This is a genomic window from Novosphingobium malaysiense (genome assembly GCF_000802225.1).
GTDB classification, from domain to species: Bacteria; Pseudomonadota; Alphaproteobacteria; order Sphingomonadales; family Sphingomonadaceae; genus Novosphingobium; species Novosphingobium malaysiense.
On record NZ_JTDI01000005.1, the window covers coordinates 280,852 to 304,863 of the forward strand.

Annotated in this window: 20 protein-coding genes; 12 read left to right on the forward strand and 8 right to left on the reverse strand. The window is 61.3% G+C overall.

Annotation, left to right across the window (positions count from 1 at the left end; genetic code table 11):
- Positions 1-10 precede the first annotated feature (10 nt).
- Genes LK12_RS17020 through LK12_RS17050 form a run of 7 tightly spaced genes read right to left on the reverse strand, consistent with a single transcriptional unit; the run spans position 11 to position 6,534 of the window.
- Positions 11-769 (reverse strand): SDR family NAD(P)-dependent oxidoreductase, encoded by a 759-nt coding sequence (locus LK12_RS17020; RefSeq protein ID WP_039286528.1) that lies wholly within the window; start codon positions 767-769, stop codon positions 11-13.
- Positions 766-3,168: a xanthine dehydrogenase family protein molybdopterin-binding subunit gene (locus LK12_RS17025; protein WP_039286530.1), complete on the reverse strand. Its 2,403-nt coding sequence runs from the start codon at positions 3,166-3,168 to the stop codon at positions 766-768. The genes LK12_RS17020 and LK12_RS17025 overlap by 4 nt, the downstream gene beginning before the upstream one ends.
- Entirely contained in the window at positions 3,165-3,926 is a 762-nt protein-coding gene (locus LK12_RS17030) for an N-acyl homoserine lactonase family protein (RefSeq protein ID WP_039286532.1), read from the reverse strand. Before LK12_RS17030 ends, LK12_RS17025 begins: the two co-directional genes overlap by 4 nt.
- Positions 3,923-4,411, reverse strand: coding sequence for a (2Fe-2S)-binding protein (locus tag LK12_RS17035; RefSeq protein WP_039286960.1), 489 nt, complete (start codon positions 4,409-4,411; stop codon positions 3,923-3,925). Before LK12_RS17035 ends, LK12_RS17030 begins: the two co-directional genes overlap by 4 nt.
- A complete protein-coding gene (locus tag LK12_RS17040) occupies positions 4,408-5,286 on the reverse strand; it encodes an FAD binding domain-containing protein (protein ID WP_039286534.1) in 879 nt (292 codons plus the stop codon). Before LK12_RS17040 ends, LK12_RS17035 begins: the two co-directional genes overlap by 4 nt.
- Position 5,287: 1 nt before the next feature.
- A complete protein-coding gene (locus LK12_RS17045; RefSeq protein WP_039286535.1) occupies positions 5,288-6,067 on the reverse strand; it encodes an enoyl-CoA hydratase-related protein in 780 nt (259 codons plus the stop codon).
- Positions 6,064-6,534: an acyl-CoA thioesterase gene (locus LK12_RS17050; protein WP_039286537.1), complete on the reverse strand. Its 471-nt coding sequence runs from the start codon at positions 6,532-6,534 to the stop codon at positions 6,064-6,066. Before LK12_RS17050 ends, LK12_RS17045 begins: the two co-directional genes overlap by 4 nt.
- A gap of 130 nt (positions 6,535-6,664) precedes the next feature.
- Here LK12_RS17050 and LK12_RS17055 point away from each other — a divergent pair, with 130 nt between their 5' ends.
- The 6 genes from LK12_RS17055 (at position 6,665) to trxB (ending at position 12,335) form a co-directional block, all read left to right on the forward strand.
- The gene (locus tag LK12_RS17055) at positions 6,665-7,807 is read left to right on the forward strand and encodes a zinc-dependent alcohol dehydrogenase family protein (protein ID WP_039286539.1); all 1,143 of its coding nucleotides are present in this window, start codon (positions 6,665-6,667) and stop codon (positions 7,805-7,807) included.
- On the forward strand, positions 7,807-8,520 hold the full coding sequence (locus tag LK12_RS17060) for an SRPBCC family protein (protein WP_039286541.1): 714 nt from the start codon (positions 7,807-7,809) through the stop codon (positions 8,518-8,520). The genes LK12_RS17055 and LK12_RS17060 overlap by 1 nt, the downstream gene beginning before the upstream one ends.
- Before the next feature lie 93 nt (positions 8,521-8,613).
- The gene (locus LK12_RS17065) at positions 8,614-10,107 is read left to right on the forward strand and encodes a class I adenylate-forming enzyme family protein (protein ID WP_197063569.1); all 1,494 of its coding nucleotides are present in this window, start codon (positions 8,614-8,616) and stop codon (positions 10,105-10,107) included.
- A 69-nt stretch (positions 10,108-10,176) separates the two neighbouring features.
- Positions 10,177-11,154, forward strand: a complete 978-nt coding sequence (locus tag LK12_RS17070; protein WP_039286544.1) for a winged helix-turn-helix transcriptional regulator — start codon at positions 10,177-10,179, stop codon at positions 11,152-11,154.
- 9 nt (positions 11,155-11,163) lie between these two features.
- Positions 11,164-11,358, forward strand: coding sequence for a hypothetical protein (locus LK12_RS17075; protein WP_231568395.1), 195 nt, complete (start codon positions 11,164-11,166; stop codon positions 11,356-11,358).
- Positions 11,359-11,372: 14 nt separating this feature from the next.
- On the forward strand, positions 11,373-12,335 hold the full coding sequence (trxB, locus tag LK12_RS17080) for a thioredoxin-disulfide reductase (RefSeq protein ID WP_039286547.1): 963 nt from the start codon (positions 11,373-11,375) through the stop codon (positions 12,333-12,335).
- A gap of 234 nt (positions 12,336-12,569) precedes the next feature.
- Here the strand turns inward: trxB and LK12_RS17085 are convergent, their stop codons facing one another.
- Complete coding sequence (locus LK12_RS17085; RefSeq protein WP_039286549.1) at positions 12,570-13,253, reverse strand: SDR family NAD(P)-dependent oxidoreductase; 684 nt, start codon at positions 13,251-13,253, stop codon at positions 12,570-12,572.
- A 394-nt stretch (positions 13,254-13,647) separates the two neighbouring features.
- Between LK12_RS17085 and LK12_RS23925 the strand changes: the two genes are divergently transcribed.
- The 6 genes from LK12_RS23925 to LK12_RS17115 all read left to right on the forward strand — a co-directional run bounded on the left by LK12_RS23925 (position 13,648) and on the right by LK12_RS17115 (position 23,978).
- On the forward strand, positions 13,648-14,517 hold the full coding sequence (locus LK12_RS23925) for an SMP-30/gluconolactonase/LRE family protein (RefSeq protein WP_052223526.1): 870 nt from the start codon (positions 13,648-13,650) through the stop codon (positions 14,515-14,517).
- Between the two features lie 362 nt (positions 14,518-14,879).
- Entirely contained in the window at positions 14,880-17,900 is a 3,021-nt protein-coding gene (locus LK12_RS17095; RefSeq protein WP_156135530.1) for a TonB-dependent receptor domain-containing protein, read from the forward strand.
- A 103-nt stretch (positions 17,901-18,003) separates the two neighbouring features.
- Complete coding sequence (locus tag LK12_RS17100; RefSeq protein WP_039286553.1) at positions 18,004-19,281, forward strand: MFS transporter; 1,278 nt, start codon at positions 18,004-18,006, stop codon at positions 19,279-19,281.
- 62 nt (positions 19,282-19,343) lie between these two features.
- Positions 19,344-21,245, forward strand: a complete 1,902-nt coding sequence (locus LK12_RS17105) for a tannase/feruloyl esterase family alpha/beta hydrolase (RefSeq protein WP_039286555.1) — start codon at positions 19,344-19,346, stop codon at positions 21,243-21,245.
- A gap of 51 nt (positions 21,246-21,296) precedes the next feature.
- A complete protein-coding gene (locus tag LK12_RS17110) occupies positions 21,297-22,403 on the forward strand; it encodes an alpha/beta hydrolase family protein (RefSeq protein WP_039286557.1) in 1,107 nt (368 codons plus the stop codon).
- Between the two features lie 57 nt (positions 22,404-22,460).
- Entirely contained in the window at positions 22,461-23,978 is a 1,518-nt protein-coding gene (locus tag LK12_RS17115) for an amidase (RefSeq protein ID WP_039286559.1), read from the forward strand.
- The last annotated feature ends 34 nt before the right edge of the window (positions 23,979-24,012 follow it).

The following is a 24,012-nucleotide window of genomic DNA, read 5'->3' on the forward strand; positions in this document are numbered from 1 at the left end:
TACCTCGCGATCACACCATGGCAAAGCCACCATTGATGCTGATCGTCTGACCCGTGATCCACTTTGCACCGTCCGAGGCAAGAAAGGCGATCATCGGTGCGACATCGGAAGGCTGTCCGATGCGCTTGAGGGGATAGTTCTTGACCATCTTCGGCATCATTTCCTCAAGCCACTTCGGGTCTGAGTGGGCAGACTGAATCATGCCGAGCATGACCGCGTTGCAGGTAATGTCGTTGCGGCCGACTTCCTTTGCCATCGACTTGATGGTGGCAATCGCGCCTGCGCGTGCTGCCGCGGCCATCGAGAGGTTTGCCTCACCCACGCGCGAACTGTCGCCGCCAAGCGAGATGATGCGTCCGCCCTTCTTGGCCTCGATCATGTAGGGAAGTGCCGCGCGGGCAGTGTTGACCGTGCCCATGAGGCCGATGTCGATGTGTCGCTTCCACTGTTCGGATGTGGTTTCGACGAACCGGGCGCGCTCGGCCACGCCAGCATTGTTGACGACGATATCGATGCCGCCGAAGGTCTTGACGATATCATCGACCATCGCCTTGGTGCTGTCGAAGTCACCGACGTCTGCTTGCCAGGCCTTGGCCTTGCCGCCCGCTTCCGTGATTTCCTGCACGACCTTTTCCGAGGCTTCGGCGCTGGAATGGTAGTTGATGGCAATTGCTGCACCTTCGGCAGCCATTGTCAGGGCGATTTCACGTCCGACGTCGCGTGCCGCGCCGGTGATGAGGGCTACCTTGCCTTCGAGCGTTCCGCTCATTTCTTGTTTCCTTCCTGAGATGAAATTTCCTGGGTCTTTGCAGTAACCAGCCTGAAGAGCCTGTCCGGGGTGGCCGGCAAAGTCTCGATCTCGACGCCGAGCGGGGAGAGCGCGTCGGATATGGCGTTGGCGATGGCCGCCGGCGCACCGATCGTGCCGCCTTCGCCCATGCCGCGAAATCCGCCGAGGTTGTTCGGCAATTCAGCCTCGACATGGGCGATACCGATATCCGGCATGTTGCTGGCCAGCGGAAGCAGGTAATCCACGAAGCTGCCGGTCTGAAGCTGGCCATCGGTTCCGTAATGGATCTCTTCCAGAAGCGCAGCGCCAACGCCTTGCGCTACTGCTCCATGGACTTGCCCGTCGACTATCATCGGGTTGATGATCCGCCCGCAATCCTCGGCCACGAAATAGCGATGGATGGTAACGCCAAAGGTCTGCAGATCGACTTCCACCATGCACAGGTGAGTCGATGAGCAGGCGGTGCCCAGATAGGGATCATAGGTCTCGGTCGAGACGAGATCCTCGCGTTTGTCGTGCGGGATCGCGCCCATCCGGTTGTAGACAGCATCGGCCACTTCGCGGAAGGTGAGCACGGCGTTGGAGGAACGCGAACGGATCACGCCGCCGTTGGCCTCCAGGTCCTCTTCGCTTACGTCGAGCAGCATGGCGGCGGCACGCAGCACCTTGGCCTTGAGCACGCGGCTGGACTTTGTGGCCGCGCCGCCTGCCAGAACGGCAGAGCGGCTCGCATACGTGCCGGTGCTCTGCGGGGCTACTTCGCTATCGCCCTGACGCACCCGCACATCCTCGAACGCGCAGCCCAGCTCGTCAGCCACCACTTGCGCCAATGTGGTTTCCAGACCCTGGCCATGCGACGCGATGCCGAAGTCGGCCGTAATCGCACCAGTGGAATCGATGCGGATCGTGGAGGTTTCGGTGCCGGTGTTGATCGGCATGCCGGGGGCCACCGCGATGCGCGAGCCGATGCCCGTCAATTCGGCGTAGCTGGCGAAGCCGATGCCGACCCAGCGGCCTTGCGCGCGGGCTTCCTCCTGCCACGCGCGCATCGCGGTGTAGTCTGCGCCGTCGCATGCAGCGGCCAAGCATTCCTGGAACGCGGACTTGTCCCAGATAATCCCCGGTGCGGTGCGATAGGGGAATTCCTCGTCGCGGATCAGGTTGCGGCGGCGGATTTCGGCAGGGTCCATGCCCAGCTTGCGCGCGGCCATGTCGACCAGCCGCTCCATTGCGAAGGTCGAGGATGGACGGCCGACGCCGCGATAAGGGCCAGTGGCCGGCTTGGGCGTCAGCACGCCGCGCACGCGGCCATGATAGTGCTCTACCCGATAGGGGCCGGGCATGAAGCTGATCACCTGGACCGGTTCCAGCGCGCCGGTCCAGGGATAGATCGAATAGGCGCCGATATCGCCGATGACGTCGGCCTTGAGGCCCAGGAAGTGGCCCTGTTCATCGACCGCCAGTTGCGCGTCCATCCATTCGTCAAAGGCCTGGCTGCACGATGACAGTTCCTCCAGCCGGTCGCTCACGTACTTGACCGGGCGCTCCAGCTTGCGGGCCAGCGCACAGACGAGGATTTCCTCGGCATAGAGCGAGCCCTTGCCGCCGAAACTGCCACCCACTTCCGGTGCGATCACGCGCAGCCGGTGGCCCGGCAGCCCGAGCGAGGAGGACAGCACGTCGCGCACGATCCCGGGGATGTTGCTCGAGGTGTGGAACGTTATCGCCCGAGAGCGCTTGTCCCATTGCGCCAGGTAGCTGCGGCATTCCATCGCGCTGGCCGACTTGCGCGTCATGCGGAAGCGGCCCTTCACCACGACGGGAGCTGTGTGAAGTATCTCGTCGATGTCGCCGTGCTGGAATTCGCGGCTGATGATGACGTTGGTGCCGGCTTCCTCATGCAGGAGCGGCGCATCATGACAGGCCGCGTCGGCGGGGTCGGATGCGAACGGCAGGGGATCGTAGTCAATCTCGATCAGTCCCGCCGCATCTTCGGCGGCATAGCGGCTGGTGGCAACGACGGCGACCACGGCCTCGCCCACGAAACGCACCTTGCCGCGCGCCAGCGGCCAGATCGGTGTGGCGTAGTAATTGCGCATGCGCGAGGAGGGGATGGCCGGGCTGACCTCGCCTTCAAGGTCGGTGAAATCGTAGACACCGATCAGCCCCGGCACGTCCAGTGCGGCGTCTGCCCGGATGTCGCGGATCAGGGCATGGGGCTGATCGCTGCGCACGATGGCGACGTGGACCATCTCCGCCGGATGCAGGTCGTCGACGTATTGGCCGGTTCCGGAAAGCAGGCGCGGGTCCTCGGTCCGCTTGACGCGGGAGCCGACCATCTTGGGCCGCATTTCAACCGAGAGGCCAGCGTCCTTCATGCGTAGAAATCGGCGCCCTTGCGCAGCCGGTTCCACTGCGCATCATCATGTCCGAAGATGATCTGGGCGCCGCGTTCGCCGATCTTGCGCAGCTCTTCGATGGCGATGTTGGCCTTTTCGAGGTCCCAGCTGTTCTTGGGGGCATAGCCTTCGGTGAGATTGGCCTCGACCGCGATGGCGTCGGACGCGATCAGGAATTCTCCCGCTTCGTCAAGGGTGACAAGCGCGGAGGTCATGCCGGGGGTATGGCCGGGCACGGGCAGCAGGATGATGCGACCATCGCCGAACAGGTCGCGCTGGCCTTCGAAGGCGTCGAAGCCCTGCGGCTGGTCCCATTCGACCGGAAGATAGCCCATCGCCGGACCGTTTTCGGCCGTGGCGGCGGCGACTTCGGCGGCGTGCGCGATGATCGTCGCCTTGCGGAAATGCGCGTTGCAGCCGCAGTGGTCGGCATGCAGGTGCGAACAGATCACGACGTCGATGTCGTCAGGGGTAAGGCCGGCCTTGTCCAGCTGGCCGGTGACGGCATCCTCGGGCCGGAAGATGGGGTTCATTACCTTGACCATGCCGCCCCAGCGCTCCTCGCCGTTTTCAGCCGCGTCGGGGCTGCATCCGGTGTCGAAGAGGACGTTGCCCTGCTCATGCTTGAGCAGCGTGCAGATCACCGGCAGCTCGAAGGTCTCGCCTTTTTCGGCGCTGGGGAAGTAGACGGACTTGCGCATGCGCAGGCGTCCACCGGAAAGGAAATGCATTTTCATGTGAGGGGTCCTCTTGCTTTCGCCAGCTCGCGCACGGCAGCGACTATGTTTTGATATCCGGTGCAGCGGCAGATATTGCCCGACAGAGCTTCGCGGATGTCCTCGTCGTTCTCGAGTGGATGGTGTTCGAGCAGGTCGGCGACGGTCATGATGAAGCCGGGGGTGCAATAGCCGCATTGCAAGGCGTGATGGTCGCGAAAGGCGGCCTGGATCGGCCCGAGCGCGTCCTGCGTGCCCTGGCTTTCCACCGTCTCGATGGTGCATCCGTCGACCTGCACGGCCAATGTCAGGCAGGAGCGGGCGCTGTAACCATCGAGCAGGACGGTGCAGGCGCCGCATACGCCGTGTTCGCAGCCGACATGGGTGCCAGTGAGGCCCAGTTTGTGCCGCAGGAAATCGCTCAGCAGCAAGCGCGGTTCTACCTCGCGGGTGTGGGCCACCCCGTTGACGGAAACGGTGATGGCGACGGTGCCGGTATCGGTCATGCCGGCACCTCCGGCGCGGCGCGTCGCCATGCCTCGCCCAGCACATTGCGGGCCAGTTCACCGGCCAGATGGCGGCGGTAATCGGCAGAGCCGGACAAGTCGGACATGGGTTCGATCTCGTCGCGCAGCGCGCTCACCGCTCGCGTGATTTCCTCGTCCGAAAATCCGCTGCCTTCCAGCGCGGCTTCTGCGGCTGACAGGCGCAGAGCCGTATCGCCGATGCCCATGGCGGCAATGCGGACATTGCAGGCGGCACCGTCCCGGCTTTCGACCAGCGCTGCGACGCAGGCCAGCGCATAATCGCCATGGCGCCGCGCGAATTCGGCAAAGCCCCAGCCGGTGCCGGGGGCGGGCTTGGCAATCTCAACCGCGGTAACCAGTTCGTCGGGTGCCAGGTCCGTGGTCAGCGAGGCGACCAGAAATTCGCGTACTGGCAAGTGGCGCGTGCCGGCAGGCCCGGTGATTTCGACAACAGCGTCCAGCAGCAGCGCCATCATCGGCATTTCGGCCGCCGGATCGGCATGGCAGAGACTGCCGCAGAAAGTCCCGCGATTGCGCACCGTATGATGGGCGACGTGGTTCATCGCTTCGTGCAGCACGGGCACATGATGGGCGATCAACGGATCGGACGCGGTCAGCCGATGGCGCACGAGCGCACCGATACGCAACATCTTGCCGGTATCCTCGATCCTGTCGAGGCCCGGGATGCGGTTGATGTCCACCAGCACGCTGGGGCGCACCAGCCGGAAATTGAGCATCGGCATCAGGCTTTGCCCGCCCGCGATGATCTTGCCGTCGCCGCCCGCTGCAGCGAGAGCCTCGATTGCGTGCTGCACGCTGGTGGCCGCGACATAGGCGAAGGGAGCCGGCTTCACGTTACTCGTTCCGGAAGGCGGGCGTGCGCTTTTCCGCAAAGGCCAGGCGGCCCTCGGAATAGTCGTGGCTGACGAGGGCCTTCACGGTGACGTCATGGGCCAGCTGCAGGTCGAACGGACGATCAGCCATCGCGATCATCGTCAGGATCGCCTTGGAGCCCGCAATCGAAAGCGGTGCGAGGGCGCTGATGCCATCCAGCCATTGGTGCGCGGCGGCCTGCGGATCTCCCGCGATCTCGTCGGCAAAGCCCGTGCGCAGGGCGTGCTCGGCGTCGAAGGGGCGGGCCGTGTAGAAGATCCGCTTCGCTTCGGACACGCCCACCAGGGAAACCAGCCGGGCCATGCCGCGGGAGCTGTAGACGATGGAGAGCTTGGCGGCGGGAATGGCCAGCTTGGCGTCAGGCGCCACGAAGCGGAAATCGCAGGCCATGGCAAGATTGCAGGCACCGCCATAGCAATATCCCCGGATCGCTGCGATTACCGGCACGCTTAGCGCGGCAATGGCGTCGCAGGCCTCATCGACGGCTACTTCGTAGGCAATGCCCTGTTCGGTGGTGCCGCGCGTTTCATCGAAGTCCGAGATGTCCGCACCTGCGCTGAACGAAGTGCCTGCGCCAGTCAGGATCACGCCGCGCAAGGTCTTGTCGGCAGCAAAGCCTTCGAAGATCTCCTTCAGCGCCAGCCACATCTTGAAGTTGACGACGTTGTGGCGTCCGGGCTGCTCGAGCGTGACGGTGGCAATGGCGCCATCGCGGGTCACGGGGATCGCGGGGTGGCTCATGCTTCCGGTGACTTTTCCAGCGAGGACAGGAAGCTGCGCCATTCCGGCGAGAACGGCGATGGCCTGCGCGTGTCGCGGTTCACGCTGACATGGACAAAATGGCCTTCGGCGGCGGCGATGTCCTCGCCCTTGCGGAACAGGCCGATGCCATAACGGACGCTGGAATTGCCCAGCCGTTCGACCCGGATGCCGGCCTCGATCTCTTCCGGAAAGCTCAGGGCTTCGAAATAGCGGCAGCCGGTCTCGACGACCAGGCAGATGCTTTCGCTGTTCAACGGGTCGAGCAGGCCCTCAGCAATGAGTGCCGCGTTCACCGCGGTATCGAAGTAGCTGTAATAGACCACGTTATTCACATGCCCATAGACGTCGTTGTCCATCCAGCGCGTCAGGATCGGGTGGAATCGGACGTAATCCGAGCGCTGGTCGCGCTGTTTGCCCGTGGGCGCATTGCCGGAGTCGCAGCTCATCAGGCCTCTTCCATGGTCTTCTAACAATAGCCACTTGCATTAATGGACTACTTGGAGGAGAGTCAAGGCGTGAATCGATGCCGAGGCAGCCCGCATGAGCGCGCCGCTGTCAAGTTGGAGAGGATACCCAATGCGGATCAAGGCCGCCGTTTTGCGCGAGATGGGCGCAGCCCATCCTTACGGGGAAAGCCGCCCCCTGCGGATCGAGGATGTGGAACTGGACGAGCCGGGTAGCGGCGAAGTCCTCGTTTCGATCCGGGCTGCCGGACTGTGCCATTCCGACTTATCCGTCATCAACGGCAGCCGTCCGCGTCCCATGCCGATGGCGCTGGGGCACGAGGCGGCAGGGGTGGTCGTGAAGATCGGTGAAGGCGTCGATGACCTCGAGCCGGGGGATCATGTCGTGATGGTCTTCATGCCGAGTTGCGGCCATTGCCTGCCTTGTTCGGAAGGCCGTCCCGCCTTGTGCGAACCGGGCGCTGCCGCCAACGGGAAGGGTGAGCTTCTGGCCGGTGGCCTGCGTCTGCATGAGATCGCCGACGGCCAGGTGCTACATCATCACTTAGGTTGCTCGGCCTTTGCCGATCATGCTGTCGTCTCGCGCCATTCGCTTGTGAAAGTCGCCAAGGATATTCCCTTCGATCATGCAGCCTTGTTTGGCTGCGCGGTGCTGACGGGCATGGGCGCTGTGGTGAATACCGCAGCTGTCAGGCCAGGGCAGAGCGTTGCCGTCATCGGCCTGGGCGGCGTGGGGCTCGCCGCCGTGCTGGGCGCGGTGGCTGCCGGGGCAGGGCAGATCGTGGCCGTCGATCTTGATGATGGGAAGCTGGCTCTGGCCAGGGAGCTTGGCGCCAGCGATGCGGTCAATGCCGCCGATCCGGCCTGCGTCGATACCGTGCGTGAATTGACGCGCGGCGGGGTGGATGTGGCGCTGGAATTTGCGGGCGTACCGCGTGCGCTGGAAAACGCCTGGAAGATGACCAAGCGGGGCGGAACCACGGTCACCGCCGGTTTGCCGCCGCCCGATGCGCAGTTGGGCGTCAACATTGTCAGCCTCGTGGGCGAGGAGCGCACGCTCAAGGGGAGCTACATCGGCACTTGCGTGCCGGTGCGCGACATTCCGCGCTACATGGACCTGTACCGCCGGGGCCGCCTGCCGATCGACAGGTTGATGACGGACAAGATCGGCCTTGAGGATATCAACGAGGGCTTCGACCGTCTGCACGAAGGCAAGGTGGTACGCCTCGTCGTTGACTTCGGGGAGGCTGCCTGATGGAAATGACCGGCGAACAGCGAATTCCCGCGCCGCGGCAACAGGTCTGGGAAGCGCTGAACGATCCCGAAGTCCTGCGGCGTTGCATTCCCGGATGCCAGGAACTGGTGAAGGAATCCGACACCGAAATGACCGCGATCGCGCTGGTCAAGGTCGGCCCGATCTCCGCGCGGTTCCAGGGACGGGTAACCCTCTCCGACATGGATCCCCCCAACGGTTATCGCATCACCGGCGAAGGACAGGGTGGTGTTGCCGGTCACGCGCGCGGCGGTGCCGTCGTCCGCCTGGCCGAAGATGGCGGCGAGACCGTGCTTGCCTATGAGGTTTCGGCCCAGATCGGCGGCAAGCTTGCGCAATTGGGCGGACGCATGATCGATGCGACGGCGCGCACCATGGCTGGGGCCTTTTTCAAACAGTTCGCGCAGGAAGTCACCGCACCAGCTGGGGGCGCGGCAGCGGGCAAGGCGCCTCAGGCGACCGCAGGTCAGCAATCGGCACCGCCCCGCCCGGCACTGGCCACTGCGTCCGCAGGGCCGGAAATGGCGCCAACCGGGCGCTGGCTGTGGCTTCTTGCGGGCATCGTCCTTGGTGCGATTGCCCTGTTGACCGGGGAGGCCGCGAGTGAGGACCGCATTGGTCTGGCACACGTCGTGCTTGCCGCGCTGGCGGGCTTTGTAGCGGCCAGATTGCCGGGCGCGCAGCGGCGGATCTAACCCGCCGGCCTGCCATTTGGGCAGGCTTTGAATGATTGGGCAAGAGGAGTTTGCATGTTCCGGTCTGACCTTATTGAACCGATTGCCAGCCACTTGAAGCGGCACGCCGCGCAGCGCGGGGATCGCGTCGCGTTCCGCGATGCAAGCGGCAGTGTGACATGGTCGGGCCTCGAACAGCGCACCGCGAACATTGCGAGCCGTCTGGCGGATCTGGGCGTCGTCCCGGGCGACACGGTGGCCGTATATCTGCCCAATTCTGTGGCCTGGGTGGAAAGCGTGCTCGCCGTGGTCCGGGCAGGAGCCGTGGCGGTCCCGGTCAGCATCGATTCAAAGGATGGCGAAGTCTCCTACCGGTTGTCCGATTCTGCGTGCCGCGTGGTCGTGACGCTGCCGGAAAAGGTCGCGGTGGTCGAAGCGGTCAGGGCAGAAACTTCCGCTCTGGAAGCGATCGTTACCGTGGGCGGCGAAGGCTTGCTGACCCTGGAAGACATGGCAATGGCACCGGGCACTATGCCCGCCTGCGAGGGCGGGGACATCGATGCGCCTTCCTTTATCGTCTACACGTCCGGCACGACCGGCCAGCCGAAGGGCGTTTTGCTCACCCAGCGCAGCATGCTGTGGGTCACGGCCTCATGCTGGGCCCCGATGATTGGCCTGGGACCTGACGATACGATGCTGGCGCCGCTGCCTCTGTTCCATTCCTATGCCTTGAACCTGTGTGTCGTCTCGATTGTCGCGACCGGTGCCTCGATATACCTGATGGAACGTTTCTCCACGGGTGAGGCGACCCGTCTGTTGCGCGGCGGCGGATTTACCCTGTTTCCGGGCGTCCCGACGATCTTCCATTATCTGATCGAAACGGCGCGCAAGGAAGGTGATTTCCTCCTGTCTAACCTTCGTTTGTGCGTGACGGCAGGTGCCATCCTTCCTGCTGCCCTTAACGACGAATTCGAGCGCCGTTTCGGTGTTAAGCTGCTGGATGGATATGGCATCACCGAGACATCGACGATGGTCACGATGAATGGTCCTGAGGGCGGACGCGTGCCCGGGTCCTGCGGTTTACCCATCGTGGGGTTGGCGGTGCGTGTGGTGAACCCTGAAACGATGCGCGATTGCGATCCGGGTGAGGAAGGCGAATTGATCGTTCGCGGCCCGAACGTGATGACCGGCTACCTCAACAAGCCCGAGGAGACAGCCAAGGCCATACGAAACGGCTGGTATCATACGGGCGACCTTGCCCGGTCTGATCGCAATGGCTTTCTGACCATTACCGGCCGGATCAAGGAACTGATCATTCGAGGCGGTCAGAACATTGCTCCGGCCGAAGTCGAGGAGGTTGTCGCGAAGCTGGAGTGCATCGTTGATTGCGCAGTTGTTGGATTGCCCCATGAAGGCCTGGGCGAGATCGTCGGCTTGTTCGTGATCCCGCGCGACAGTGGGTTCGATCAGGACGTGGTAATCGAACATTGCCGCCAACACCTTTCGTCATACAAGGTGCCCACGGTGATTCATGCGGTAGAGGCAATTCCGCGTACCGGGTCGGGCAAGATAATTCGCTACCAATTGCGTGATGCAGTCAAAAGTTGAATGGCGACGGATCTTGATCACGATGGCGGGGGCCTTGCCAAAGCTTTGCCGTTTCCTCGATGTAGCGCAATGACAAACGAGGCAGACCCACCACACCTGATCCGCAACTGCTCGGTGGAGCGGACCCTCGCCATTGTAGGGGACGCGTGGGCATTCCTCATCCTTCGCGAATTCTACATGGGCGCGCGCCGGTTCGCGCAAATTCATGCAGCCCTTGAACCGCCGCGCAGCACGCTTTCGAACCGGCTTGCGCAATTGACCGATGCAGGCGTGATCGAAAAACGTGGTTCAGAATATCGTCTAACCGAGAGCGGCAAGGATCTCTATCTCGTCATGCTGGCGCTGATGCGTTTTGGCGACAAGCACCTGCTGGATGAGCACGGCCCGCCGCTGACCTTGATACATAATGGGTGCGGCCATCCCTTTACGCCGGATACTGCCTGTTCTGAATGCGGTGGCGCGGTCCATTCGGGCAATGTCACTTATCGAGATGGGCCAGGCGCCGGGTTCGCGCCGAGACAGGACAGACAACAACGCCGGCGCCGCAAAGGTGCGCAGAACTTTGAGCGCAACCGCCCTTCGTCCGTGTCGCGGACGGTAGAGGTCGTTGCCGAACGCTGGACCTTCTTGATCTTGCGGGAGTTCTTTTTCGGCGTGCGGCGCTACGAACAGTTGCGCGAGAACCTGGGCATCGCACCAAATATCCTGTCCGACCGGTTGAGCCATCTGGTCAGGCGGGGAATTCTGATCAAGCAGGTCTATTCTGAAAGTCCCGTGCGCAAGGAGTATCACCTGACGCCGGCGGGTCGCGATCTCTATCTTCCGCTGATCCAGATGCTTTCATGGGGCGATCACTGGCTAGGATATCCGGCGCCCCTGATCCTCACTCACACAACCTGCGGCAGAGATTTCCAGCCTCTCATCGTCTGCAGCCATTGCCGTGAGCCAGTCGATGCAGGCTCCGTGCGCTACAGGCTGAACTATGCCTTCCCGGAAGCCGTTGCGCGTTCTCCGGCCCTATTGGGCAAAGTGGAAGGCGATGCGTGAATTCAAAAATTGGCAAAGCCAAACGTGCTCGGCGATCTTTGCAATCAGGACAATTTCGTTACCGCATGGAGCGTCTCAGAAGGCGGCATGGTGCTGGAAGCAAATCATCCCTTCGCGTGGCGCGGCATCGAGATCACAGCTAGCGGTGCACGTTTGGTAGCCGGTTTTCCGCTTCCTCCAAGCCACGAATTGAAGTTCAGATAGAAAAGGAATTCGCGATGACAACTCATACCACGCGCATGTTGATCATAGGTTCCGGGCCAGCAGGTCTTTCTGCCGCGATCTACGGCGCGCGCGCTGGAATGAAGCCTATCGTGGTGCAGGGGCTGCAACCCGGCGGCCAACTGACGATCACCACCGATGTTGAGAACTATCCTGGCTTTCGCGATGTGGTCCAGGGACCCTGGCTGATGCAGGAAATGCAGGCGCAGGCAGAGCATGTCGGTACACGCATGATGTGGGACATGATCTCCAGCGTCGATCTGGTCAATGGTTCTCCGTTCAAGGCCATTGGCGACAGTGGGGATGAGTACATCGGCGATGTCGTGGTGATCGCCACAGGGGCGCAAGCGAAGTGGCTTGGTGTTGCCGGCGAACAGACGTTCTCGGGTAAAGGCGTATCGGCCTGTGCCACGTGCGATGGCTTCTTCTACAGGGGCAAAAAGGTCGTGGTTATTGGCGGTGGCAACACGGCGGTCGAAGAAGCGCTCTACCTTACCAACCACTCGGACGATGTCACCCTGATCCACCGTCGCGAAGAACTCCGTTCGGAGAAAATCTTGCAGGAACGTCTCTTCGCCGATCCCAGGATTAACGTGCTTTGGAACAAGACCGTCGATGAATTCCTGGGAGACGAGAAGGGGCTGAATGCTCTCCGTCTAAGGGACACGATTTCCGGCGAGATACAGGATTTCGCCACAGAAGGCGCTTTCGTCGCCATTGGCCATGCTCCGGCAACCGAGTTGTTTAAAGGGCAGCTTGAAATGGACGAAAGTGGCTACCTGGTTGTGGAACCGGGCACTCCCAAGACAGCGATTCCGGGCGTGTTCGCGTGCGGCGACGTGATGGATCACACGTACCGCCAAGCTGTGACGGCGGCCGGTACCGGCTGCATGGCTGCGCTGGATGCCGAACGCTTCCTTGGTACTCTCGATTTCGCGAAGGATGCGGTGCAAGCCTAGTATTGCACTGGCAAATCCCCGATCTTTGAGATGTCCGCTGTGCAAAACACCATGCCTCATCGGCTCGAGCCTTAAAAGTGGCTCGGGCTGATGGCTATCGAGGGTGGGGTTCGGCTGCTGGTCGATCCCGCGGAAGTCGTATTAGTTCTAACTAGGCGGGCAAAAGGTTTCCGGATGTCCGCCTCAATCGCGCTGCTTGATGCTCGCAGTCGAGGGACATCCAAATAACGTGAATCAGTTCGTTCGCCGTGATACGGGAATGAGCGCGCCGGTTATTGCGCCGCCATCCTGGGAGGCGATGAACTGGATTACTTTCGCGATCCCATCCGGTTGTACCCACTGTGAAAAATCCGCATCGGGCATGTCCATCCGGTTGGCCGGCGTGTCGATGATCGAGGGTAGGACGGCGTTGACGGTCACACTGGTGCCGGCCAGTTCTTCGGCCAGTGCTTCGGTCAGGCGGTGAACGCCGGATTTGGAAGCGGCATAGGGTGCCATGCCCATACCCGCATTGACGGCGCCGCCAGCGCCAAGGTTGATGATCCGTCCCGCCCCGGACGTTTTCAACGCCTTCAACGAGAGCTTGGTGATCGTTACCCCGGTCATGAGGTTCATGGCGTGCATCCTTGCCCAACTGGCCAGATCGCCATCTTCGAGAGTTTCCCAGATGAACCCTCCCGCGATGTTGATGAGAATGTCCAGTCCGCCATGTGCGGCGATGACCGTGTCGACGGCCAACTGAGTAGCGACAATGTCTGTCAGATCGATCCCGCCAATGTCGAGCGCGTTCCTCATCATCACTGCTGGGGCAGCGGCATAATCGATGCGCGCTACCTTGTCGCCTGATTGAACAAAGGATTGGGCTACCGCTTGGCCCAATACACCAAACCCACCGGTTACGATTACCGAACGCGCCATGAGATTTCCGCTCCTGATTGGAAGTAACGAAAGCGGGGTAGGGATTTTGCAGGCCGTCGCAACAGGGCAGAAGGGCCGCCACGTGAACTACTGAGCGTTATCGCATTTTAAGCCCGATTGCGGCGTCTCTCAGCGCATGGGGAATTTTTTGACGAAGTCGCACCATGGTTCGATCGACGAGGCCACCTTATTGGGGGGCTGCTGGTCTTCCCGCATCTCATTGATGGCAGGCAACCGCATGATGATGAAAAAGTGCAGGCGGTATTGCAAATGTGAAAAATCGCGTCCCGCTGGACGTCCGGCCCAGGTGATTGCATAGAAAAGCCAACTCGATCACAGCTACGGACGTTCGAATTGAACGACCGACCCGATCGGAGTCCATCGGAGAGGATTAATGATCGACACGTCTGCTATAAAGCTGTGCGCCGAAGAGCTCTTTCTGCCGGACGGCCCACGCTGGCACGGTGGTGAACTCTATTTTTCAGACATGCTGGCCGGGCACGTTTCTGTGCTGGGCACTGACGGATCGATCAGAAAGTTCGCCGATGTCGAGCCATGGCCGCTCGGACTGGGCTGGTTGTCCGGAGGCGAACTTGTCGCAGTTAGCATGCGTGACAAGTCTCTGCGGATTTTCTCCAAGGACGGGGCCGAGGAAGCGGTTGTCGAGCTTGGCGATGCGATCGTCGACAAATGCAATGACATGAGCATGCATCCCGGCGGCTGGGCTTATGTCGGTAGCCTGCCCAACAGTGAGGGGGCAACGCCTGCGGACCGGGTGGATAACTGCCCGATCTCGCCGCTGGTGAAGGTCGACCTATCGGATCGGAGCAACATCGGAATCGAAGTAGTCGTCGATGACATGCACATGGTGCAGGGTATCAAGGTCACGCCGGATGGCACGACCCTGATCGTAGGAGAAACAGCGGCGCGCCGACTGGTGGCGTTCGATATCGGCTTGGATGGTAACCTCTCGAACCGGCGGACTTGGGCCGACCTGCCGGGACGGCCCGGCAAGTTCTGTCTTGACTCCGAAGGAGCCGCCTGGGTGGCGATGCCGCTGGACAAGCCGTCCTTCGTGCGCGTGCGCGAAGGCGGCGAGATCGTAGATTCCATCGATGTGAGCGACGGCGGCGGATTTGCTTGCGAACTTGGCGGTGAGGACCTTCGCACGCTGTTCCTCATGGAAGCTTCGAATTCGGCTCACAAGGACAAGACGAGCGGGCGGATACGCTGCGTCGAAGTGCCTGTTCCTGGCGTGGTGTGAAGGCTCCCTGAAAGCGCAATTGCAGCAGGGTATTCAGCACCGGTCCAACCGGCATGCCTTGCTGGTTGGGCAGGCATTTTTCTCACCAGATCGGGCAAAGTCTGCAGGAAAAATTCTGCGGCCTGGCGGAAAATAGGTGCAGGTTTAATTTCCTTCGGGAGGTGTGCACTTCCTCTATTCAGCGAACTGTGTTTGCGATTGCTTGCAGGTAACGCCTTTACATTCAGTCTCTCGTATTTACGAGATCGTGTATCGAGAGATTTTTGTGCAGAAGTCCTTGTTTATCCCACTGATGATATTTCCGTGTTCATGAAATTTGGTGGGAAATAAGAAAACCGAAGCCGAAATCTCCCTTGCATGCCTTGCGCGGATTGCAGCACTTAAATCCCACGCCTCACCAAGAAGAAGTGGGGCGGGTAAACATTATTGGGAGAGGGGCAATGGCAAAAGGCACGCTTTTGCGGCAGGTTAAGTGCGCGCTTTTCGCGGGGATTGCAATGGAACTGGTGCTTGGTTCACCCGCATCGGCGCAAGATGTTCCTGCAAAAGCCGATGGCAAGCAGTCAAACAATTCCGATGCATCGAATGAAGCCATTATCGTAACCGGATCGCGCATCAAGCGGCGCGATTATGTGACTGCCAGCCCCCTTGTTACCGTGGGTGAAGATATCCTCCAGGGATCGGGCAAGACCAACGTCGATGAAGCGCTGGCTCTGCTGCCGCAGTTCAACGGCGTGGGTAACGGTGCGAGCATCGCGGCATTCCCGGGGCCCAAGGCAATCAACCTGCGCGGTCTGGGCGAGATCCGCTCGTTGCCGCTGCTCGATGGGCGTCGCCTTCCGCCTTCGACGATCGTCGGGTTTACCCCCGGTATCACTGATATCAGTTTCATTCCCAATGCGGTGATCAGCAATATCGAAGTGATTTCAGGCGGCGCCTCTGCGGTCTACGGGGCGGATGCCGTGGCTGGCGTGGTCAACATCAAGACTCGCGATGATTTCAACGGAGTCGAGGTCAGCTTCGATTACGGCATTGCGGAAGTCGGCGATGGTGAGAACGTCGACCTCTCGTTACTTTATGGTGGTGATTTTGGTCCGGACAAGCGTGGTCACATCATGCTTGCAGGCTCTTATACGCGGCGCGGCGAGGTGGCGCAGTTCCCGGCCCGTCCTTACCTGAACCGGCCTACGACACCGCTGTACGGCTCGGCCAACGTGATCGGCGGATCGCCGTTTTCCCAGTCGGCTATCGATCAGGTCTTCGGCAGCTACGGTTTCGCCCCGGGCACGGTGCCCGCGACGACAAACATCGGCATCAACCCCGACGGTACGCTCTTTGCGGGCGTCGGGGGAACCAATCTCGATACGACTGGTCTCGATGGCTACTACTCCATCGTGAACGGAGCTGTGGTGGCGGGCTTCCCGTCCAACCAGTTCGCACTCAGCAAGACGGACAAGTACAGCGCGTTCGTCAAGGCGGACTATGAACTGACGGACAATGTCACCGTTTATGCGCAGGGCATCTACACCAAGGCGAAAGAAATCCGCGGTCAGGCTGTCAATACTACGGCGCTGATCGCCTCAGTTCCCGTTACGAACCCTTTTATTCCGACAGATCTGCAGACTCTGCTGGCATCGCGCTCGAACCCTGATGCCAATTTCACACTGTTCAACTCATTCATCGATCTTCCCACCGACTGGGGGTCTGAAACACAGACCTGGCAGGCGGTGGGCGGCCTGCGGGGCACATTCGATTTTGCTGATATCAACTGGGATATTTACTATTCGCATACGTCGATCGACTTTGCGAACCAGTATTTCGGCTATATCAACACCAAGCGGCGTCTCGCGCTGATCAACGCGCCTGACGGGGGCGCGTCGATTTGCGAAGGCGGCCTTAACATGTTCTCGTATCAGCATGTCTCGCAGGAATGCGCGGACTATCTGACCACCGATGCAGAAGATATGACCAAGAGCCGTCAGGACGTGGTCGAGGCAACGGTCGGCGGAAAGCTGTTTCCTATCGGTCTCGGCGCCAGCCCCATGCGTTTTGCCCTGACCGGGACCTGGCGCAAGAACGGTATGTCCTATACGCCCTCCGACGAGGTGGCGAACGGCATCATTCAGGTTCCCATCGGAGGCCAGGCGGTTCCTTACCGGACAGTGACAGTCAAGGAGATCGCAGGCGAACTCCTGATCCCGGTGTTGCAGGACGTGCCTTTCGCCCGCTCGCTCAACATCAACCTCGGCGGGCGCTATTCCGACTACAGCACGGCCGGTGGCGTGGAGACCTATCGCGTCGAGGCGGACTATCGTCCCGTAGATTCGGTCATGCTGCGCGGCGGATATGAAAGGGCCGTTCGCGCAGGCAGTTTTTCGGAACTGTTCCTTCCGCCTTCATACACGCAGAGCCAGTTCCTGCCCACGCCGCCGGTCGGTGGTGATCCGTGCAGCATCGACACGAACGCCAATGCCGCAGGCGGTAATGCCCTGCGCCAGCTGTGTATCGCAACGGGTGTTCCGTCGTCATACTACGATGGCTCGGTTGCCTTGCCGAACTACCTGCCTTACACCACGCAGGGTAATGGAACTGTCCAGCCTGAAAAGGCGGACACGGTCACCCTGGGCTTGGTCTTCCAGCCCGACTTCGGTCCCAACTGGGTTCGCAACTTCAATGCGACGATTGATTTCTACAGCATCAAGATCAAGGGGTTAATCTCGCGTCCCACGGCATCGGACGTGGTGACGTCATGCTACAACGTCGATGGCAAGTCGAACCCCGGCTACGATCCCAACGACATCAACTGCCAGCAGATAAGTCGTGATTCTTCGGGACTGCTGTCCAATGTCATCGTCGTTCCGCAGAACATCGGCGCGCTCAAGACCAAGGGCATCGACGTCCAGATCGACTGGAAGGTAGACCTTGGACCGGGTAAACTACGGGTGGGAACCTACATGAACTTCCTTCTGGAATTCGCGTTCCAGCGGTCTGCAGGGCTGCCTTTCGTGGACTACGCCGGGCTTTCGGCGGACAACTTCCTGGGGATCTTTGGAGATCACCACCCCCGCTTCAAGGCAACCACCAATGTAGGTTACAATATCAACGGATTCGATGCTTTCATGATCTGGCGCCATGTTTCTGGTATGCAGGATCTCACGCAAGTGACATCGCCGTCATCGCCACTCCCGGACACCGCTTCGTACGATGTATTCGATGTGCACGCGAGCTACCAGATCAACGATACTTTCACGGTGCGAGGCGGAATTACCAATGTCTTCGACAGGAAGCCCAACTTCCTGGGCGATGTGCAGGGGCTGACGTCTTTCCGTCTCTACGATCCCATCGGACGTGCCTATTCGATGGGCGTTACGGCCACCTTCTGAGCGAAGCCAATGTGGGGGGTGTCTGCGGTGCCCCCCATTTTTTGCAAGTTCTGCAACATGTTTCGCGCGCTATGGTCGCTGTCAGGCAAAAAGGACGAGATGCATGAGAATTTATCACGGCTGGGTCGTCGTTGCCGTAACGATCATCTCGACAATGATCGTGATGGGGGCGACCACAAGCTCGTTCGGCCTGTTCGTTCTGCCGGTTACCGAAGACCTGGGTTTGTCCCGCGCGAACGTCAATACCGCCTTCGTCATTGCCAGCGTCGGCAATGCCGTAGCGGCACCTTTCATCGGGCGTCTGCTGGACAAATTTCCAAACCGGCCGATCCTGCTGATATCCGGCATCAGCTTCGGCCTGGCGATGATCGTTATCGGCCTTTCGCCATCGATCTGGATCAGCGCGCTGGCGCTGGCCATTCTGTTCCCGATCGGCGCGGACGGTACGGTTTCGATTACCTTGCCCAATATCGTCGCGCGCTGGTTCAAGAAATATCGCGCCCGCGCGATGACGCTTGCGGCCATGGGGCTCTCTGCAGGCGGCGTCGCCATGCCGCCGCTGGTGGCAATCCTGATTGAAGCTGTGGGCTGGCGTATGACCCTTGTCTCGGTCGGCATTGTGGTAATCGCGGTTTTTGTCGTTAGCACAGCCATCATTCGTGAGAGTCCGGGGCCTGATGACGTTGAGCCCGGACCGGAGTTAGCCGCTACCGCGGGAAGCGGTGGTGGGAGGGGCATGGCAAAAATGACTGTCGGCGGCCTAATGCGTTCACCTCCGTTCTGGCTTGCCTCGGCGGTCGGGGCGACAGTTATGGCTCTGACGGCGTCTTTCATGATCACATTCGTGCCGCTGGGCATCGAAAAAGGCATGTCCGCGCTGGAAGCGGCGGGCCTGATTTCCATCGCGTCTGTGGCCGGGCTCCTTGCCAAGCTGGCGCTGGCCTATTTCGGTGACAGGGTGGACCGGCCGCTGCTGACGATTGTGACCTGTATTGCCTGTACGATCCTGTTCGTTCTGTTCATCTTCGATGACAGTTACATCACCTTTGTGATCAGCGCGATCATCCTGGGAACAGTCTATGGCGTCATTCTGCCGCTGTTCCAGATTCTGCTGGTCGACCTGTTTACTTCGGCATCGTTCGGGACGGCGCGCGGAATGTTCGCGCCGTTGATGGCGCTGATCAACGCGGTCAGTATGCGCTTTTCGGGCGAAGTTTACGATCGGACAGGCTCTTACCACCTCTTATTCGTGGTCTACGCGATCGTTGGTGCTTTGACTGTGCTTATGGCCGTGCCCTTGCGGCATTACGTGATCGCGCAAAGGCGCAAGCAAGCCGATGACCAATCGGCAGGCGGCAAGCTGGCACGAGGCGTCGCGTGACGCTCTGAAACGGAACGGTGCGATTGCACAAACCATCCACATCGCAGGGAGAGGCGAGGAGAATGGCAGCAAGATCGACGAACGTGGTGCAAGTCCTGCGCCGGATTGCAGTGCTCGCCACGGCGACTTGTGCGCTCTGGTCCGCCGGCAGTGCACATGCTGCTGGCGCGCGGAGCACTCCGGACCAAAAGACAAGGATCGCCGACCTCCAGGCGGTCTGCACGCCTCAGGTGCTGGGCAAGGCCGTCGCCCGTGTCTCGCCCACAATGACGGTTGGCGAGATCCCGAATATTCTCCAGCGTCTAACTTCTGGCGTGATAGTGGCTGCTGCTATTCCCGGCGGCGCCCGCTATGTGCCGGCTGCGGGCAAGATCCCGGCCTATTGTGAATTCACCGGCACTTTCGTCACCAATGTCAAGACGGGGAAAACGGCGCACTACATTGCTACCCTGCCACAAGCATGGAATGGCAAGTACCTCCAGTTCGGTTGCGGTGGCAACTGCGGCCATGTGCGCACAATCGAGGATTATTCCAATCCCCATGCGATGGAAGGCTATCCTCTTGATCCGCTGGTGCGCGGCTATGCCACGTTCGGCACAGACGGCGGACACGATTCCTCGAACAGTTTCTGGGCGGTGACGCCAGAGGGCAAGCCCAACCAGGATGCGATTGAGGACTGGGCCTGGCGTGCGGCTAAGAAACTGGCGGTGGCGGGCAAGCAAGCCACGGTGAATATATACGAGCTGGCCACCGGCCGGCGGCGCGAAATCGAGCGTGCCTATTTCAATGGGGCAGGCGGTGGCGGGCGCGATGTGCTCATCGCCGCTACCCGCTATCCGCAAGAATTCGACGGCATTATCGCAGGCGATCCCGTGCTCGATCCGGCTGGCCTGGGCATGTACCTGATCGGCATGGGCCTTGGTCAGATCAGATCGCAGGGGGCCTATGTCCCCGATTATCTGCTGGCGCGCGTCAATGGCGTGGTGAAGGCCAGATGCGACGGCAAAGACGGCCTTGTCGACGACATTATCCAGAATCCGGCGGCGTGCGATTTCCGTGCCGATCGCGACTTGCCCCGCTGCGACGGAACGCAGGCCGTAACGCGCTGCTTTACCGCGGAACAGATACGCACGTTGAGCGTCGCCATGTCCGCCGTTACTGACGAGAACGGCGCGATCGTGCATCCGGGCGTTTCGATCGGCGAGTTCTATCTTCCCCACGAAACCTTCAAGCTCAAGCCGTGGCCCAAGGATATCGCGGCCGCCGAGCCTTACCCCCCGGGCGGGCCGATGCACGGGTTGTGGTCGCTTGGCGAACCGGTGCTGCGCTACATGGCTTTCGCCGACGTGCCCGGATACACCCACCGCAGCCTGTTCCGCTTCGAGGATGGCACAAAGGGGCAAGTCGATAGCTACCATGCCGTCGTCCCGGCGAAGATGGCGGCTCTTGCGGCAGAACGGACGAAGTCGGCCCGGGTCGATCCGCCCGAACGGCTGGCAAAGTTCATCAGGCGTGACGGCAAGCTACTGATCTGGCTCGGCCTCGCAGACCGCATGCTGTCGCCATACGGGATGGTCAATTACTACCGCAAGGCCGCGTCGCGCTTTGGCGGGTACGATGCTCTGCAGAAGAACGTGCGCCTGTTCGGCCTGCCCGGTGTCTCGGAAGGACGTGGCGATGGCCCGGGACCCAAGAACTTCGATTCCCTGACGGCAATGGAGGATTGGGTAGAGCGTGGGCAGGCGCCGGAAACCATGCTCGCCACCCTTTACGATGTCGATGACCCTGAGGCCATCGTCGGCAAGCAGGCCACGCGCACCATGCCCTTGTGCATGTACCCGGCGATGGCGCGCTATCGCGGCACGGGCGACATCAACGAGGCGAAGAACTGGTCCTGCCTTGCCGGTGATCGCTCGATGCTCGCGGTAGGCGAAGCAGGGCGTCTCGCGGGAGTGCAGGAATGACGACGTGCGACACGGTGTCTGGCGTCAGGGTAATCAAAATGGAGCAAGGCAATGGATGATCGGGGCGAACAGCAGGGGCGTAAAGCGGGGTTGCACATCGATCGGCGCGCTGTGCTTGCCGGGTCGGTGGCGCTTGCTTCCACAGCCTCGCTTGGCGTTGCACCTGCAGCGATGGCAGGGCATGTGGAAGGCCCGGCAAGCGGATCGAAACTGCCGCTCGTGCTTTCACGCGTAGGTAGTTTCATGGTGGGTGGCCAGCTGAAGCCGGCCCTCCTGCGCCATACCCTGGGTGACGGAACCGACGCGAACTATGAAGCGACGATCTGGGCAAACCAGATGTATGTCCAGTGCATGATACCTGCGCACAAGCGCCACAAATATCCGGTGGTCTTCGTCCATGGTGGGGGCTGCACGGGCAAGTCCTTCGAGGAAACGCCGGATGGCCGCGAAGGCTGGGTGCACTATTTCGCCCGGCAGGGGTTCGATACCTATTGGGTGGACAAGCCGTGGCGCGGTCGTTCGGGTTTCGATCCCACCCAGATCAATCGGGCACTGGAAAGCAACGACGCCAGCCTGATTCCCTCCATCCACAGCCCGGCCGCCAAGGAAGTTCTGGACGCGGCGTCATGGGGCTTTGGCGAGTTGACCACGCGTGAGACGATCCTGACCGGGATCAAGGAAACGGTGCCCGACTTCACAATCTCCCTGGAAGGCGCCAAGGCCATTACCGATGGCGGGCCGATCATCTACGACGCGTTGATTGCCCTGCTCGAACGCATCGGCCCGGCCGTTCTGATCGGCCATTCTCAGGGCGGCAGCGAGGTTTTCGGCCCATTGCACGAGCGGCCCGATCTTGTTGCTGGCGTGATGGCGGTGGAACCGGCGGTCCCGCCCACCGAAGGCTTCGAGCACTACACGGGGGCGCCGATCATGACCTTGTGGGCCGAGCAGCGCGTGGTAGGCGGAACCAGCCACATGAGCAACGCCGAGGCCGATCGCAAGACGGCCTCGGCCATCAATGCTGCAGGCGGCGATGCCGAAGTCAAGGTGCTGACCGAACTGGGCATCCACGGCAACGGGCACATGATGATGCAGAACACCAACAGCGATCAGGTTGCGCAAGTCATGGTGGATTGGCTCGCCGCCAAGCTGGGCTGACATGCCCTGCGGCGGAATTTGCGGAGAGGATCAGAAAGTGGCCAGGGAGAAAGCACAATGGACGATCGGATGGCGGACGGCGCGTTTGCAGGTTCGATCGGGCGCCGGGCAATGATCCGTGGAACGGTCGCGGGACTGGGGGCGCTTTACGCCGGGACGAGCCTCGGCGCCGATGCGCATGCGGCGGGTTTGGCCAAGAATGACAGTTCCGACCAGCTCCTGGCCTGGCTTCCGGCATGGCGTCTGCGCGAGATGCTGGATCGTCGTGAGCTGAGTTCGACCGAGCTGGCCTGCTTCTTCCTGTCCCGCATGGATCGGATCGAAAGCCGCCATCATGCCTTTTTCGCGACTACGCCCGAACTGGCGCTGCGACAGGCCGCCGAAGCGGATGCGCGCATAGCTGCTGGCGAATGTCGCGGCGCGCTCGATGGCATCCCGATCACGATCAAGGATAACCTCGAGGTTTCGGGCGAGCTGTGCAGCTATGGCGAGGCATCGATGGCCGATTATGTCGCCCCTGTCGATCACCCCGCCGTCGAGTTCATGCGCAGCGCAGGATCGGTCTTTCTGGGCAAGACGAACGTGCCCGGACGGCGCGAGCCGGGCGTGGTGGAGCAACCTTCGATCAATCCCTGGGCTGCAGACCGCATGCCGGGCGGATCGACGGCCGGGGGTGCGGTTGCACTGGCAACCGGCGTGGCGCCATTGGCGCTGGGCACCGATGGCGGCGGGTCGTGCCGCATGCCTGCGGCGTTCTGCGGGCTCGTGGGCATCCATCCCACGCCCCAGCGTTCGCCGTCCTATGTCTATGCGGCCAACTTCTTCGCCTTGTGCGGCATGGGCAGCGCGGGCGTGATCTCTCGCGATGTGCGCGACATGGCCACCATGCTGCAGGTCATTGCCCGCAACGATCCCCGCAACCTCGCCGCTTGGCCTACACCGGTGCCGGATTATTCTGCAAGGCTGGAAAAAGGGGTGCAGGGCTTGCGCATGGCTTGGTCGAGTGATCTGGGCATGCCATCGAACCACGACGATGCCGATACGCCTGCGACACTGGACGTGTTGAGGAAGGCTGCACTGGAATTCTCGGACATGGGGGCCGTCGTGGAAGAGCCCTCGATCAACCTCCACGGACTGGCAGACCTCTATACTGGCATTATAATGGCTGCATCGCGGCGGGAAACAGCGCGTTGCAACCAGTCTGCCGGCAGCGACGGTGTCACGTCTCTTCTCAAGGTGGACACCCAGTTCGTGCAGGCGCTGGAGCATCGCGCCGAACTGCTGGGACGCATGCGCAAGCTGTTTGAAACATTCGATATCATCATGTGTCCGACAGTTCGCACTGTGCCCATCACCTGGGATCGCTGGACCGAAGGCTACTTCCCGTGGAGCCATTGCATCCAAGTCAACATGCTTGGCCTGACGGCGATGTCGATACCGGCCGGGTTCGTCCGCGGGCTTCCAGTAGGCCTGCAACTGATCGGGCCACCGGACAGCGAACCCGTACTGCTCGGGGCTGCCCAGGCCTTCATGGACAGCCATCCCTTCACGCGCCCCCCATCAATCGGCGCGTGAGGCAGGCGGGCGGCACGACCGAGACGAACCGCTC